Annotated in this window: 12 protein-coding genes and 1 tRNA gene; 4 read left to right on the top strand and 9 right to left on the bottom strand. The window is 68.5% G+C overall.

Going from position 1 to position 14,095, the window contains the following annotated elements:
* Window positions 1–20: 20 nt before the first annotated feature.
* Window positions 21–1,316 (bottom strand): M20/M25/M40 family metallo-hydrolase, encoded by a 1,296-nt coding sequence (locus JOF42_RS11010; RefSeq protein ID WP_210097893.1) that lies wholly within the window; start codon window positions 1,314–1,316, stop codon window positions 21–23.
* Between the two features lie 112 nt (window positions 1,317–1,428).
* Between JOF42_RS11010 and JOF42_RS11005 the strand changes: the two genes are divergently transcribed.
* Window positions 1,429–1,511: transfer RNA gene (locus JOF42_RS11005), tRNA-Leu, on the top strand.
* A 140-nt stretch (window positions 1,512–1,651) separates the two neighbouring features.
* Here JOF42_RS11005 and JOF42_RS11000 read toward each other — a convergent pair.
* Window positions 1,652–2,755, bottom strand: a complete 1,104-nt coding sequence (locus tag JOF42_RS11000; RefSeq protein ID WP_210097892.1) for a VIT1/CCC1 transporter family protein — start codon at window positions 2,753–2,755, stop codon at window positions 1,652–1,654.
* Between the two features lie 141 nt (window positions 2,756–2,896).
* On the bottom strand, window positions 2,897–4,639 hold the full coding sequence (locus JOF42_RS10995; protein ID WP_210097891.1) for a DEAD/DEAH box helicase: 1,743 nt from the start codon (window positions 4,637–4,639) through the stop codon (window positions 2,897–2,899).
* Between the two features lie 147 nt (window positions 4,640–4,786).
* Between JOF42_RS10995 and JOF42_RS10990 the strand changes: the two genes are divergently transcribed.
* Window positions 4,787–5,614, top strand: a complete 828-nt coding sequence (locus JOF42_RS10990) for an SGNH/GDSL hydrolase family protein (protein WP_210097890.1) — start codon at window positions 4,787–4,789, stop codon at window positions 5,612–5,614.
* Window positions 5,615–5,646: 32 nt separating this feature from the next.
* On the opposite strand, the gene JOF42_RS10985 is transcribed toward JOF42_RS10990, so the two are convergent.
* A complete protein-coding gene (locus JOF42_RS10985; RefSeq protein WP_210097889.1) occupies window positions 5,647–6,450 on the bottom strand; it encodes a TrmH family RNA methyltransferase in 804 nt (267 codons plus the stop codon).
* A gap of 95 nt (window positions 6,451–6,545) precedes the next feature.
* Here JOF42_RS10985 and JOF42_RS10980 point away from each other — a divergent pair, with 95 nt between their 5' ends.
* Both JOF42_RS10980 and JOF42_RS10975 read left to right on the top strand, forming a co-directional pair.
* Entirely contained in the window at window positions 6,546–7,385 is an 840-nt protein-coding gene (locus tag JOF42_RS10980; RefSeq protein WP_210097888.1) for a Sir2 family NAD-dependent protein deacetylase, read from the top strand.
* Window positions 7,382–7,969, top strand: a complete 588-nt coding sequence (locus JOF42_RS10975; protein ID WP_210097887.1) for a histidine phosphatase family protein — start codon at window positions 7,382–7,384, stop codon at window positions 7,967–7,969. The genes JOF42_RS10980 and JOF42_RS10975 overlap by 4 nt, the downstream gene beginning before the upstream one ends.
* Window positions 7,970–8,023: 54 nt before the next feature.
* On the opposite strand, the gene JOF42_RS10970 is transcribed toward JOF42_RS10975, so the two are convergent.
* From JOF42_RS10970 to JOF42_RS10950, 5 genes are read right to left on the bottom strand one after another with little or no spacing between them, the layout of a single operon-like run.
* Window positions 8,024–8,830 carry an HpcH/HpaI aldolase/citrate lyase family protein gene (locus tag JOF42_RS10970; protein WP_210097886.1) on the bottom strand — a complete coding sequence of 269 codons (807 nt, stop codon included), beginning with the start codon at window positions 8,828–8,830 and terminating at the stop codon, window positions 8,024–8,026.
* Complete coding sequence (locus JOF42_RS10965; RefSeq protein ID WP_210097885.1) at window positions 8,827–9,315, bottom strand: MaoC family dehydratase; 489 nt, start codon at window positions 9,313–9,315, stop codon at window positions 8,827–8,829. The genes JOF42_RS10970 and JOF42_RS10965 overlap by 4 nt, the downstream gene beginning before the upstream one ends.
* A gap of 41 nt (window positions 9,316–9,356) precedes the next feature.
* Window positions 9,357–10,505: an acyl-CoA dehydrogenase family protein gene (locus JOF42_RS10960; protein WP_281070739.1), complete on the bottom strand. Its 1,149-nt coding sequence runs from the start codon at window positions 10,503–10,505 to the stop codon at window positions 9,357–9,359.
* The gene (locus JOF42_RS10955) at window positions 10,505–12,421 is read right to left on the bottom strand and encodes an acetyl/propionyl/methylcrotonyl-CoA carboxylase subunit alpha (protein ID WP_210099170.1); all 1,917 of its coding nucleotides are present in this window, start codon (window positions 12,419–12,421) and stop codon (window positions 10,505–10,507) included. Before JOF42_RS10955 ends, JOF42_RS10960 begins: the two co-directional genes overlap by 1 nt.
* An 11-nt stretch (window positions 12,422–12,432) precedes the next feature.
* On the bottom strand, window positions 12,433–13,986 hold the full coding sequence (locus JOF42_RS10950; protein WP_210097883.1) for a carboxyl transferase domain-containing protein: 1,554 nt from the start codon (window positions 13,984–13,986) through the stop codon (window positions 12,433–12,435).
* Between the last annotated feature and the right edge of the window lie 109 nt (window positions 13,987–14,095).

Genomic DNA, 14,095 nt, shown 5'->3' with positions numbered 1-14,095 from the left:
GCGGGCACCGAGCCGACGGCTCAGTACGTGCGCAGCAGATCGGCCAGCACCCGCTGACCGAAGACAAGCGATTCTACGGGTACGCGCTCGTCGACTCCGTGGAACATGCCCGTGAAGTCGAGGTCTGCAGGAAGCCGCAGAGGGGCGAAGCCGTAGCCGGTGATGTCCAGGTAGGCGAGCGCCTTGTTGTCGGTGCCCGCGCCCAGCAGATACGGGATCACCGGCACCCCGGGGTCGTGGCGACCGAGGCTTGCGACCATCGCCTCGACCAGATCGCCGGCGAAGGGCGTCTCCATGCCGATGTCGCGCACGACGATCTCGATCTCGATGTCATCACCGACGATCTGCTGCAGCTCGCCCAGCACGTCGTCCTCGGTCCCGGGGATCACGCGCACGTCGATCAGCGCCTCGGCCCGCTCGGGGATCACGTTGTGCTTGTAGCCTGCCGTGAGCGCCGTCGGGTTCGTGGTGGTGCGGAACGACGAACGCAGGAATGCCTCCGCGGGCCCCGCGGCTGCGGCGAGAGCATCCGGATCGTCGACCGAGCGCCCGGTGAGGTCGCTCAGCCCCTGCAACAGGGCCCGGGTGGTCGCGGTGAGTCGCAGCGGCCACCGCGTGCGTCCGATCGCCGCCACCGCTTCAGCGAGCGTGGTGACCGCATTGTCGTCGTGCAGACGGCTGCCGTGGCCCGCACGCCCCTTCGCGACGAGTCTGATCCAGATGAGCGCCTTCTCGCCCACCTGCAGCAGGTACGCGCGACGATCATCGACGGTGATCGAGTACCCGCCGACCTCACTGATCGCTTCGGTGGCGCCGGCGAACCACTCGGGCCTGTTCTGCACGACGAGTGCCGACCCCTCGACCCCGCCGTTCTCCTCATCGGCGAAGAACGCCAGCACCAGGTCGCGCTCGGGCTGCTCCCCCGCTCGCAGGATGTCGGCGACGGCGGTGAGGATCATCGCGTTCATGTTCTTCATGTCGACGGCCCCGCGACCCCACAGCATCCCGTCCTTGACGATTCCGGCGAACGGGTCGACGGTCCAGTCCTCGGCCATCGCCGGCACGACGTCGAGATGTCCGTGCACGACCAGCGCAGGCTTGCTCGAATCGCGCCCGGGGACGCGCGCCATCACGTTCGTGCGCCGCGGGATCGGCTCGTAGTACTCGACCTCGAGTCCCAGCTCCTCCAGGTAGGCGCCCACGTACTCGGCGGCCTCCCGTTCGCCCTTCGCGTTGCCTCCACCGAAGTTGGAGGTGTCGAAGCGGATCAGGTCGCTCGCGATGCGGACGACCTCGGGAAGGGAGGGATCGGTCATGTGCTCAGGCTACCGAAACGCCGTGGCGCGCCCGGGCGTCACGGCCGGTTTCAGGGAGCCTCGAAGCTCGTGCTAATGTAAATCTTCGTTCGGCAACGAACATCCAACACCTGCGCGGGTGGCGGAATGGTAGACGCGCTACGTTGAGGTCGTAGTGCCCGTAAGGGCGTGGGGGTTCAAGTCCCCCTCCGCGCACAGACAGGCCCCGGATATCTTCACGATAACCGGGGCCTTCTTCGTATCCGAAGACGAACCCGTTCCGGATGCGACAGGAGGCGGATCTCCGTGCGAAGAACCGCCCCCTGTTGCTGTGTCAGATCACGCGTCACCGGGCCTCAGACCGCTCCCACCCCGAACACCAGGCCGAGCACGTACGTGATCGCCGCCGCGCCGAAGCCGATCGCCAGCTGGCGAAGCGCGCGCCGGAGGGGCGGCCCGCCTGACAGGATTCCGACCATGGCGCCGGTGGTCAGCAGCGCGACCCCGACGAGCACGAGTGCGACGATGACCGCCGTGGCCCCGTCGAGGCCGAAGATCCAGGGCAGCACCGGGATGATCGCTCCGGAGGCGAACAGCAGGAAGCTCGAGATCGCTGCGGTCCAGTCGCTTCCCACGATCTCGTGATCGTCGCCCGCATGCGCGTGCACGGTGACCGGACCGGTCACGGTCCGCTCCACGCCCGCCCTCGCCGCGGAGACGATCCTTCGCGCACGTTCGAGCGCCTCGTCCGGACCGATCCCACGCGCGCGGTAGACGAGCGCGAGTTCGTTCTCATCGATGTCGAGGTCGGCGGCGGACGCAGCGGCATCCTCGTTGGCCTCGGTCGCCGCCAGCAGCTCCCGCTGGGATCGGACGGACACGAACTCCCCCGCCCCCATCGACAGTGCCCCGGCGAGCAGCCCGGCGATACCGCTGAACAGCACGAAACCCGAGCTCACTCCGGTCGCGCCGATGCCGAGCACGAGGGCGAGGTTGCTGACGAGGCCGTCGTTCGCTCCGAACACCGCGGCGCGGAACGACCCGGACAGACGCCTTCTGCCGCGCGCGGCGAGACCTCGCACCACCTCGTAGTGCACCTTCTCGTCGGCGCGCATCGCCGGTGTCGCGTACTGCTCGGAGTCGTAGGGCGAGCGAGCCTCGGCGCTCTGCGCAAGCGCGAGCACGAAGATCGATCCGAACCGGCCCGCCATCCACCCGAGCAGGCGGGAGCGGACGCCGGCACGCGGCAGACGTGCGGGCTCGTCTCCGAGCAGGTCGAGCCAGTGCTGTTCGTGGCGGCGCTCCGCATCGGCGAGGCGGAGCAGGATCTCCTTCTCCTCCCCGGTGCGGCGACTCGCGAGGTTCTGATACACGCGACCTTCAGCTCGTTCTTCGACGAGGTAGCGCGCCCAGCGGCGACGATCGGCGGCGGTGGGCTCGGCGGCAGCGGGGGCTGTCATGATGTCTCCTGATCGAGGGATCCCCAGGCGGGGCAACCGTTCAACGCTAGCTTCGCGTGACGCTCTCAACGCCAGGGATGCAGCGATTGCCAGCTTTTCGGGACTCCGAACCGGGCCTTTTCCGGCCAACCACGGACGCCGTCAGGTGCGGACGCGCTTGCGCAGGACTTCGATGCGCGACTGCAGCTGGGTGACGGTCGCCTGGGCGACGGCGGGCCCTCCGCAGATACGACGGAGCTCCGCGTGGACGGACCCGTGCGGCTCGCCCTTCTGCCGCGCATACAGCCCCACGAGACTGTTCAGAAGCTGCCGCTGTTCGCGCAGGGTGCGATGCAGGGGCGCCGGGAGCGTCGTCGTCTCTGCGGGCCCTGCCTCGGCCTCGCGCACCTCACGAAGACGCGACTGCCGAGCCTGGCGCTGCATGAGCAGCTCGTGCACGTGCTCCGGCTCGAGGAGTCCGGGGAACCCGATGAACTCCTCCTCTTCGGGCGTCCCCGGTTCGGCAAGCTGTCCGAACTCCTGCCCCTCGAAGACGACGCGATCGAAGTGAGCCACCGACGACAGCGCCTGGTAGCTGAACTCCTGGGTCAGCGCGTCAGAGGTCTCCTCCTCGCGGTTCGCAGACTCGAGCAGCGAGTCTTCGAGGCCGTCGTCGTCTTTCGACTGACGGTCGAGCGCGTGTTCGCGCTGCTTGTCCATCTCGTTCGCGAGCCCCATCAGCACCGGGACCTGGGGCAGGAACACGCTCGCCGCCTCACCTCGGCGCCGCGCTCGCACGAAGCGACCGATGGCCTGCGCGAAGAAGAGCGGTGTCGACGACGAGGTCGCGTACACGCCGACGGCGAGACGAGGGACGTCGACCCCCTCGGACACCATGCGCACCGCGACCATCCAGCGGTCCTCGCTGGCGCTGAACTTCTCGATGCGCTCGGAGGCCGTCGCATCGTCGGACAGGACGACCGTGGGCCGCTGACCGGTGATGCTGTGGAGGATCTTCGCGTACGCCCTCGCGACGGTCTGGTCCGTGGCGAGGACGAGCCCCCCGGCATCCGGCACGTGGTTGCGGATCTCGGTCAGGCGGCGGTCCGCCGCCGACAGCACCGCCGGCATCCACTCGCCCTCGGGGTCGAGAGCCGTGCGCCACGCCTGAGATGTGACGTCTTTCGTGTTGTCCTGCCCCAGATGCGTCTCGAGCTCGTCGCCGGTGCTCGTGCGCCACCGCATCTTGCCGGCGTACATGTGGAACAGCACCGGTCGCACGACGCCGTCTGCCAGGGCCCGGCCGTAGCCGTAGTTGTAGTCGGTGCGGGAGATGCGCGCACCTGACTCGTCGGGGTGGTACTCGACGAACGGGATGGGCGCCGTGTCGCTGCGGAACGGCGTACCGGAGAGAAGCAGCCGACGCTTCGCGGGCCCGTAGGCGTCGCGGATCGCGTCGCCCCAGCTGAGTGCGTCCCCGCCGTGGTGCACCTCGTCGAGGACCACGAGCGTCTTCGCGTCCTCGGTGAGGTGCCGGTGGACGGACGACTTCGCAGCGACCTGCGCGTACGTCACCACGGCGCCGTGATAGTGCCGGGCGGGCGCCCAGTCGCTGTTCCGGAACCGCGGGTCGAGTCGGATGTGCACGCGTGCGGCGGCATCGGCCCACTGCGTCTTGAGGTGCTCCGTCGGGGCGACCACGATGATGCGGTTGACCTCGCCCATGCGCATGAGCTCGACCGCGAGCGTGAGGGCGAACGTCGTCTTTCCGGCGCCGGGTGTCGCCGCCACGAGGAAGTCGCGCTGGTCGGCCTGGAAGTACTGCTCGAGAGCTTCCTGCTGCCACGCACGCAGCTTGTTCGCGGTACCCCAGGGGGCGCGCTGAGGAAAGGACGGAGAGAGCATCGAGACAACGATAATCGCTGCCACCGACACTCGGCGCGATCATGGTGACGCCCGCGCGCGTCCTCGCCGCCGGCCTGCGCATCCGAGTAGGCTCGGTCACTGCGCGGTCGCCACGACGGGCCGCGTCCGTTCGCGAAGGAGAGCTGGATGACAGACCAGGATTCGACCCGAACCCCGCAGACCGACAATGCCAGTGCACACCCGTGGCGCCGCTTCGTCGCCATCGGCGACTCGTTCACCGAGGGGATCGGCGACCCCGATCCCTCGCGTCCCGGGAATCACCGCGGGTGGGCCGACCGGGTCGCCGAGGTGCTGTCGCAGCAGGTCGACGACTTCGCCTACGCGAACCTCGCCGTGCGCGGCAAGCTGATCGCCCAGATCGTGCAGGACCAGATCGAGCCGGCGATCGCCCTGCATCCTGATCTGATCTCGATCTGCGCCGGGGGGAACGACGTGATCCGTCCCGGCACCGACCCGGATGCGATCGCCGTCCAGCTCGAGGATGCGGTCGCCCGTCTGTCGTCCACGGGGGCAGCAGTACTCCTCTTCACCGGAGTGGACACCGCATTCACTCCGGTCTTCCGCGCCTTCCGAGGCAAGGTCGCGATCTACAACGAGAACATCCGCGCGATCGCCGAGCGCCACGACTGCATCGTCGCGGACCAGTGGGCTCTCAAGGTCGTGCAGGACATGCGCTTCTTCGACGACGACCGCCTCCACTACAACCCGCTCGGCCACCACGAGGTCGCGCGGATGGCTCTGCGCGCGCTCAACGTCCCCAACGACCTCGAGGCCATGCAGCCCGAGACGATCCCGATCCGCACCTGGCGCGAGGCGCGCTCCGAAGATCTGGGTTGGGCGCGCGAGCACCTCGTTCCCTGGGTCCTGCGGCGTCTGCGCCACGAGTCGTCGGGCGATCACATCATGGCGAAGCGACCGGAGCCCTCGCCGGTCGTCTTCCCCGAGCTCGACTGACGACCGGGTCAGCGGGTCGGCGGATCAGCGGATCAGTTCGAGCGGAGCGCCCACAGCGCCACCGCCGCCGCAGACGCCACGTTCAGGGAGTCGACGCCACCGGCCATCGGGATCGTCACGACGGTGTCCGCCTTCTCTAGTGCCGTGCGTGAGAGCCCGTCCCCCTCTGATCCCATCACGAGCGCGACACGCTCCGGGCGCTGCGCGACGTACGCGTCGAGCGTCACCGCATCGTCGCGCAATGCCAGCGCGGCGACGTCGAAACCCGCGCCGTGGAGATCCACGATGGCCGTGTCCCAGTCGGTGATGCGGGTCCACGGAACCTGGAACACGGTCCCCATGCTGACGCGCACGCTGCGTCGGTACAGCGGGTCCGCTCCCCCGGGCGACACCAGCACGGCGTCCGCTCCGAGTCCCGCGGCCGCACGGAACGCCGCACCGACATTCGTGTGGTCCCCGACGTTCTCGAGGATCAGGACCAGGGTCGCTCCGTCGATCACCTCGCGGACGGGCGGCAGCTCGGGTCGATGCATCGACGCGATCGTGCCGCGATGCACGGCGAAGCCGGTCACCGATTCGGCGACCTCGTCGGGGACGACGTACACCGGCACGTCGAGATCGCCGACGATCGCGCGGATGTCGTCGATGCGACGCTCCTGCACGAGGACGGAGCGAGGACGGTGACCCGCCGCGACAGCCCGGGCGATCACCTTCGTGGATTCGGCGATGTAGAGCCCACCTTCCGGCTCCTTCACCGTTCGGAGCGCCGTGTCGGTGAGCCCCCGATAGTCGTCGAGTCGTCGATCGTCGGGGTTCGTCACGCGCAGCAGTTCCACGCGCCCCAGTCTGCCATCGCTCGCTCGGCACGTTCCGCGACCGACGGCGAAGCGTGGCCCTCACCGCACGCCGTAGACTCCCAGAAGGAGGTCCTGTGAGCACATCGAGTCCGGTCGAGTTGTCGGCCACCATCGCTCGCACCGCCGAACTCCTTCGGGGTCGCAGGATCGCGTTGCTCACGGGAGCAGGCATCTCCACAGACTCCGGCATCCCGGCGTATCGCGGCGAGGGATCCCGCAACCGGTCCGACCCCATGACCATCCAACGGTATCTGGCCGATGAAGCCGCTCGGCGCCGCTACTGGGTCGGCGGACACCTCGGATGGCGAGCGTTCGCCAGAGCCGACCCGAACCCCGGGCACGTCTCGCTCGCGGCGATGGAGTCCTCCGGCCACGTCAGTGGCGTCATCACACAGAACGTCGACGGACTTCACCTCCGTGCAGGCAGCTCGCACGTGATCGAGGTGCACGGCACGATGCGCCGTGTGCTCTGTCTGAAGTGCGGGCAGGTGTTCGATCGTCGAGACATCGCGGCGCAGATCGAAGAGCGCAACCCATGGATCTCGGTGCCGGAGAACGTCGCACTGGCCCCCGACGGCGACGTGCTGCCCGAGAGCACGGAAGGCTTCATCATCCCCGTCTGCACGGTATGCGGCGGGATGCTCAAGCCGGACGTGGTGTTCTTCGGCGAATACGTCCCTCAGGACCGTTTCAAGGCCGCCGAGTCGCTGCTCCGTGCGAGCGATGCGATGATCGTCGCCGGGTCCTCGCTGGTCGTCAACTCGGGGGTCCGCCTCGTCGAACGGGCGCGGCGTCGCAGCATCCCCCTCATCATCATCAACCGCGAGCCCACGCGCGCGGATGTCTGGGCTGATGTCACCATCGCCGCAGGCACCAGTGACGTGCTCCCCGCCATCCAGGAGCTTCTCGAATGACCCTGCTCACCCTCGTCCGCCACGGTCAGACCGACTGGAACCTCGCTCGACGGATCCAGGGTTCGACGGACATCCCGTTGAACGAGAAGGGTCGTGCAGACGCACGGACCGCGGCCGAGCGCCTCGAAGGCACCACGCACCACGCGATCTACAGCAGCCCGCTCGCGCGGGCGCGTGAGACGGCGGAGATCATCGCAGCGCAGCTCGGACTCGGCGCGCCTGTGCTCGTGCCCGACATCCGGGAGCGCGAGTTCGGAGAGGGCGAGGGGATGCTCGTCTCCGAGTACATGCAGACCTACGGTGACTGGCAGTCTCCGGTCCCCGGTGCGGAGACGCTCGAAGAGGTCGCGGAGCGTTCGATGGGCGCTCTCGACGCGATCGCCCGTGATTCCCGTCGACGCTCGACTCCCCTCGCGGAATCGGTGATCGTCGTGGCCCACGGTGGCGTGATCCGCTCGCTGATCGCTCACGTCTCTGGGGGCACTCTCCCCCGCGACGGCGACCCGATCGTCAACGGGTCCGCGCATCGCTTCGAGGCGTCTCCCGGGATGCTGCGCCTGCTGGACCAGTCCGTCCTGATCTGACCCGGTTACCGAGATCAGCGTCGCTCCGAACCGACTCAGTGACTCCGAACCGACTCAGCGTGCTCGGGCGAGCACCGAACGTGCGTGCCGAAGAACCGGCTCGTCGATCATCCGCCCTTCGAAACGGAACACACCGCGCTCGGACTCGGCCGCCGTGAGCACGGACCGCGCCCAGCGGAGAGCAGCCTCGGTGGGCGCATAGGCCTCACGGATCGCCGAGACCTGGCTCGGATGGATGCAGGCGGTCCCGGCGAAGCCCGATGCCGCAGCATCCTCCGCCTCCGTGACGAGACCGTCGAGATCGTCGATGTCGATGTGCACCGCGTCGATCGCTCCCTTGCCGTGCGCGCCGGCCTCGAGGAGCACGCGCGACCTCGCATAGCGCGCGATGTCGCGATAGCCACCGGTGGCGAGGCGGCTCGAGGTCCCTCCGAGAGATGCGACGAGATCCTCCGCACCCCACATCATCGCCACGATCTGCGGATGGGCCGCGATCCGGTCCGCTGCGTGCACGCCGCGTGCCGTCTCGCACAGTGCGATCAGCGAGAACCTCTCGTCGAAGGCGGCGAGGCTCTCGGGACTCTCGGTCTTGGCGACCATGACGGTGCGGAAGTCCGTCTGCGAGAGCGTCGCCAGATCTGATGCGAACGCGTCGGATCCTGGCGGGTTGACACGGACGACCACCCGATCGGGATCGAGATCGGCATCGATGAGGTTGCCCCGAGCAGTCGCCTTCGCGTCCGCGAGCACGGCGTCCTCGAGGTCGAGGATGACGGCATCCGCCTTCTCCAGCGCGCCGCGGAAACGCTCAGGGCGATCAGCCGGACAGAACAGCAGTGCCGGTCCGAGTTCGAAGGTCATCGGGATGCCCCGTCCGGCAGGCAGTGCACGAGCACCGAACGCGTCGCTGTGGCGACGACCGTCTCGTCCTGGTTGCGCCCGGTGTGAGCGATGGTCACGATCCCCTGTCCTGGGCGCGAGGCAGAGAGTCGCCTGTCGGTGATCACGCTCTCCGTGTAGAGGGTGTCGCCCGCGAACAGCGGGTGCGGGAACGTGACGTCGCCGAAGCCGAGCTGCGCCACGAGGGTTCCCTGGGTGAGCTGGGCCACGGATGCGCCGACCATCGTCGACAGCGTCCACATCGAGTTGATCAGGCGCGCGCCAAACGGCGCCTGCGCGTCAGCGAACGCCGCATCGAGATGCAGTGCCTGCGTGTTCATCGTCAGCGTCGTGAACAGCACGTTGTCGGCCTCGGTGGCCGTGCGCCCTGGACGGTGCAGGTAGCGGGCATCGAGGACGAACTCCTCGAAGTAGAGGCCTCGCTGGATGATGTCACGTGCGGTCACTGTCGCCCCCTCGGTCGATCGGAAGGTCGCATGCTGCCACGCTACCCGGCGAGCCCGAGGCCCCGCGCGATCACGAGCAGTTGGACCTCCGTGGTGCCCTCTCCGATCTCGAGGATCTTCGAGTCCCGATAGTGGCGCGCCACGGGGAACTCGTTCATGAATCCGTTGCCACCGAAGATCTGGGTCGCATCCCTCGCATTGTCCATCGCGGCTTCGCCTGCGACGAGCTTGGCGATGGCGGCCTGCTCGGCGAACGGGAGTCCGCTGTCCCGCAACCTCGCAGCATGGCGCCAGGCGAGCCGCGCGGTGTGCACCCGCGCGCGCATGCGTGCCAGGGTGAACTGGGCGTTCTGACGGGTGCTGAGCGCGCTTCCGAGGATCGTGCGGCTCTTCGCGTAGTCGACGGCCGCTTCCAGGCATCCCTCCGCCGCCCCTGTCGAGAGGGCGGCGATCGCGATCCGCCCCTCGTCCAGGATGCTGAGGAAGTTGCGGAAGCCGCTCCCCCGCGCTCCGAGGAGGTTCGCCGCCGGCACCCGTGCGCCGTCGAAGGTCAGCGGATGCGTGTCGGAGGCGTTCCACCCGACCTTGTCGTAGGGAGCTTCCACAGTGAACCCCGGCGTGCCGTTCGGGACGATGATCGTGGAGATCTCCTTGCGTCCGCCCTCGTTGCCGGTGACGGCGGTGACCGTGACGAATCGAGTGATGGGCGTCCCGGAGTTGGTGATGAACTGCTTCGATCCGTCGATCACCCACTCACCACCGTCGAGGCGCGCCGTCGTGCGAGTCGCGCCTGCGTCGCTGCCGGCCTCGGGCTCTGTCAGACCGAATCCGGCCAGGGCGCGCCCGCTGAGCAGATCGGGGAGATATTCCTGTTTCTGCTCCTCGGTTCCGAATCGGAACACCGGCATCGCGCCGAGACTGACGCCGGCTTCGAGGGTGATCGCGATCGACTGGTCGACCCGACCGAGTGCCTCGATCGCGATGCCCAGGGCCATGTAGTCGCCACCCTGCCCGCCGTACTCCTCGGGAAACGGCAACCCGAACAGCCCGAGGTCACCCATCTGCCCCACGACGTCCATCGAGAGCGTATGCGTGCGGTCGGCTTCGTACGACTGCGGCGCGACGACGCTGTCGGCGAAGTCGCGCACCATCGCTGCGAGCTCGCGCTCCTCGTCTGTCAAGTCCTGCATCATCGGTTCTCCTCCGTCGTCACGCGGGCGACCGGCTGGTCACGCCGCACCTGGTCGCCCACAGCGACCAGCAGGCTCACGACCCCGTCGTGCGGGGCGAGCACAGGGTGCTCCATCTTCATCGCCTCGATCGAGACGATCGGCGTGCCCGCCGTCACCGAGTCGCCGTCGCCCACGTGCACGGCGACGATGCTGCCCGGCATCGGGGCTCGGGCCTCGGGGCTTGTCGCCTCGGTTCGCTCGTCACGCGCCAGCAGGCGTCGCTGCATGCGCTGGCGGCGATCGACCGGGCGCAGTCGTGCAGTGCGGCCGTCCTCGCTCGCCCAGACCGCGCCGTCGCCGTCGGTGGCGACCGCGACGCCCGGGCCGCGTGCTTCACGCGCCTCCGGCGCGAAGAGGATCTCGTCCTGATCGGTGAGGAATGCGACCTCGCGTGACGCGCCAGCGCTGACAGCGTTCCACACCGCGCCGGCGCGGCGCGTGATCTGTGCACCCGCCCCCGAGGCGGTGTCGATCCGTGCCAGGCCTCCCGCGACGGCCAGCATCGACGCCGTCGGCGGGACGACCTGCAGAGGAAGAAGGGTCTCGATCAGCCCCGTGTCAAGATCTCCGGCCACCACACGCTCGTCCTGGCACAGCGTGCGCAGGAAGGCGATGTTCGTGTCGACCCCGAGCACGACGGTCCGTCTCAGGGCCTCGTCGAGGCGACGGAGGGCTGTGGCCCGGTCGGCGGCGACGGCGATGACCTTGGCGATCATCGGGTCGTAGAACCCTGTGACCTCGGAGCCCGTCTCCACCGCCGCATCCACGCGCACCCCCTGCGGCGGATCGAACAGCAGCACGCGGCCCGTGGACGGCAAGAACCCTCGTTCGGGCGACTCCGCGTACACGCGCGCCTCGACGGCGTGGCCGCGTACCGGCGGAGCCTCATCGAGTCGCCCTCCCGCGGCGACCTCGATCTGCAGGGCCACGAGGTCGAGTCCGGTCACCTCCTCGGTGACGGGGTGCTCGACCTGCAGACGCGTGTTCATCTCGATGAAGAACACGTCGTCGGGCTCGTCCGCGTCGATGAGGAACTCCACCGTGCCCGCGCCGACGTACCGCACGCTCTCGGCGGCCTGGATCGCCGCCTCCAGAAGACGAGTCCTCGTCGCATCCGGGATGCCCGCAGACGGCGCCTCCTCGATGACCTTCTGGTGTCGACGCTGGAGCGTGCACTCGCGCTCGCCGAGTGCGATCACGGTGCCATGGACGTCACCGAAGACCTGGACCTCGATGTGACGCGGACGCCGGATGAGTCGCTCGAGGATGAGGGCGTCATCGCCGAACGCCGATGATGCGACCCGTCGGGCCGACGCCAGCGCCGAGCTGAGCGCCGTCGCATCGGCGACGACCTCCATCCCTTTGCCGCCGCCTCCGGCGCTCGGCTTCACCAGCAGCGGGAATCCGATGGCCGTCGCCTCTTCGGCGATCTCCGCGTCGGACAGCCCCCGGGCGTCGAATCCGGGAACCACCGGCACGCCGGATCGCATCACGTGATCCCGCGCCTTCGCCTTGTCGCCCATGATCTGGAGGGCATCGACCGACGGACCGATGAAGACGATGCCGCTCTCTGCGCAGGCTTCTGCGAGGCCCACGCTCTCGGAGAGGAACCCGTAGCCGGGATGGATGGCCTGAGCGCCGGTGGCGCGCGCGGCACCGATCACGGCGTCGATGTCGAGGTAGGACTCGGCAGCGGGAGCGGCGCCGATCCGCACGGCATCATCGGCCTCCCGGACGTGCGGCGCATCCGCATCCGCATCGCTGTAGACCGCGATGCTGCGTATGCCGAGGGCGCGAAGGGTCCGGATGATCCGGCGCGCGATCTCCCCCCTGTTCGCGACGAGGACAGTGTCGAATCGCTGAATGGTCTGCATAGTCATCACGGTCACATCCGGAAGAGGCCGAAGCGCGGTTCGGGCAATGGGGTGCGTGCCACCACGTCGAGAGCGAGGCCGAGGAGGTCGCGTGTCTCCGCGGGGTCGATGATTCCGTCGTCCCAGAGCCGGGCGGTCGCGTAGTACGGCTCGCCCTGCGTCTCGTACTGCTCGCGGATGGGCGTCTCGAATGATGCCCGTTCCTCAGAACTCCAGTCTTCGCCCCGGGAGGCGAGCTGGTCGCTCTTGACGGTGGAGAGCACGGAGGCTGCCTGCGCACCGCCCATCACGGATATCCTGCTGGCCGGCCAGGTCCACAGGAACCGCGGAGAGTAGGCCCTGCCGCACATCGAGTAGTTGCCCGCGCCGAAGGATCCGCCGATGATCACCGTGAGCTTGGGCACCCGCGTACTCGCCACGGCCGTCACCATCTTCGCGCCGTCCTTCGCGATCCCGCCGGCCTCGGCATCCGATCCGACCATGAAACCCGTGATGTTCTGCAGGAACAGCAGCGGGATGCCGCGCTGATCGCAGAGTTCGATGAAGTGTGCCCCTTTGAGCGCCGATTCGCTGAAGAGAACTCCGTTGTTCGCGACGATCCCGACCGGGTGGCCGTGGAGCCTGGCGAACCCGGTGATGAGGGTCTTCCCGTACTCCGCCTTGAACTCGCGCAAGCTGTCGGCGTCGATCAGGCGATCGATGACCTCGTGCACGTCGTAGGCCGCGTTGACGTCGACCGGAACGACGTCATAGAGCGATCCGAGCTCCGCGGGCGGACGGCTGTCGTGCACCTCCCAGGCGGGCCGATGCGGGGCCGGAAGCGTGGCGACGATGTCGCGCAGGATCTCGAGGGCGTGCTCGTCGTCCTCCGCGAGGTGGTCGACGACGCCGCTGCGTCGGGCATGCAGCTCGCCGCCGCCGAGTTCCTCGGCCGAGACGACCTCGCCGATCGCCGCTTTCACCAGGGGTGGTCCACCGAGGAAGATCGTGCCCTGGTCTCGGACGATCACGGTCTCGTCGCTCATCGCGGGGACATACGCCCCGCCGGCCGTGCACGAGCCGAGGACGGCCGCGAGCTGTGGGATGCCCTCGGCCGACATGCGGGCCTGGTTGAAGAAGATCCGACCGAAGTGCTCGCGGTCGGGGAACACCTCATCCTGCTTGGGGAGGAAGGCCCCGCCCGAGTCGACCAGATACAGGCAGGGCAGACAGTTCTCCAGGGCGATCTCCTGCGCGCGCAGGTGTTTCTTCACCGTCAGGGGGTAGTAGGTGCCGCCCTTGACCGTGGCGTCGTTGCAGACGACCATCACGTGCCGCCCGTGCACGAGGCCGATGCCTGCGATCACGCCTGCCGCGGGTGCTTCTCCCCCGTACAGACCGTCGGCCGCCAGCGGAGCGATCTCGACGAAGGGGCTCCCCTCATCGAGAAGTCGGGCCACGCGCTCACGCGGCAGGAGCTTTCCGCGCGCGACATGACGGTCACGAGAGGCCTGCGGCCCACCCTGAGCGACGACCGTCAGCCGGTGGTGCAGCTCGGCAGCGAGAGACTGCTGGGTTGCGGGCATCGTGTTGTCCTCCTCGACCCACGTGGCGCCTGCGACTTCGCTCTGGCGCACTCGATGCGTTCTCGGTTAGTGTTCACTAACCGATTGCATCAGGTTAGCGAGGATTAAC

The sequence above is a fragment of the Microbacterium phyllosphaerae genome (genome assembly GCF_017876435.1).
Lineage (GTDB): Bacteria > Actinomycetota > Actinomycetes > Actinomycetales > Microbacteriaceae > Microbacterium > Microbacterium phyllosphaerae.
The sequence above is the reverse complement of the archived record's forward strand: the minus strand, read 5'-3'. Positions and strand labels throughout refer to the sequence as shown.

Bases quoted from the DNA above. Each gene is read 5' to 3' on its own strand.
- JOF42_RS11010 (WP_210097893.1), bottom strand. From the start codon at position 1,316: ATGACCGATCCCTCCCTTCCCGAGGTCGTCCGCATCGCGAGCGACCTG.
- JOF42_RS11000 (WP_210097892.1), bottom strand. From the start codon at position 2,755: ATGACAGCCCCCGCTGCCGCCGAGCCCACCGCCGCCGATCGTCGCCGC.
- JOF42_RS10995 (WP_210097891.1), bottom strand. From the start codon at position 4,639: ATGCTCTCTCCGTCCTTTCCTCAGCGCGCCCCCTGGGGTACCGCGAAC.
- JOF42_RS10990 (WP_210097890.1), top strand. From the start codon at position 4,787: ATGACAGACCAGGATTCGACCCGAACCCCGCAGACCGACAATGCCAGT.
- JOF42_RS10975 (WP_210097887.1), top strand. From the start codon at position 7,382: ATGACCCTGCTCACCCTCGTCCGCCACGGTCAGACCGACTGGAACCTC.
- JOF42_RS10970 (WP_210097886.1), bottom strand. From the start codon at position 8,830: ATGACCTTCGAACTCGGACCGGCACTGCTGTTCTGTCCGGCTGATCGC.
- JOF42_RS10960 (WP_281070739.1), bottom strand. From the start codon at position 10,505: ATGCAGGACTTGACAGACGAGGAGCGCGAGCTCGCAGCGATGGTGCGC.
- JOF42_RS10955 (WP_210099170.1), bottom strand. From the start codon at position 12,421: ATGCAGACCATTCAGCGATTCGACACTGTCCTCGTCGCGAACAGGGGG.
- JOF42_RS10950 (WP_210097883.1), bottom strand. From the start codon at position 13,986: ATGCCCGCAACCCAGCAGTCTCTCGCTGCCGAGCTGCACCACCGGCTG.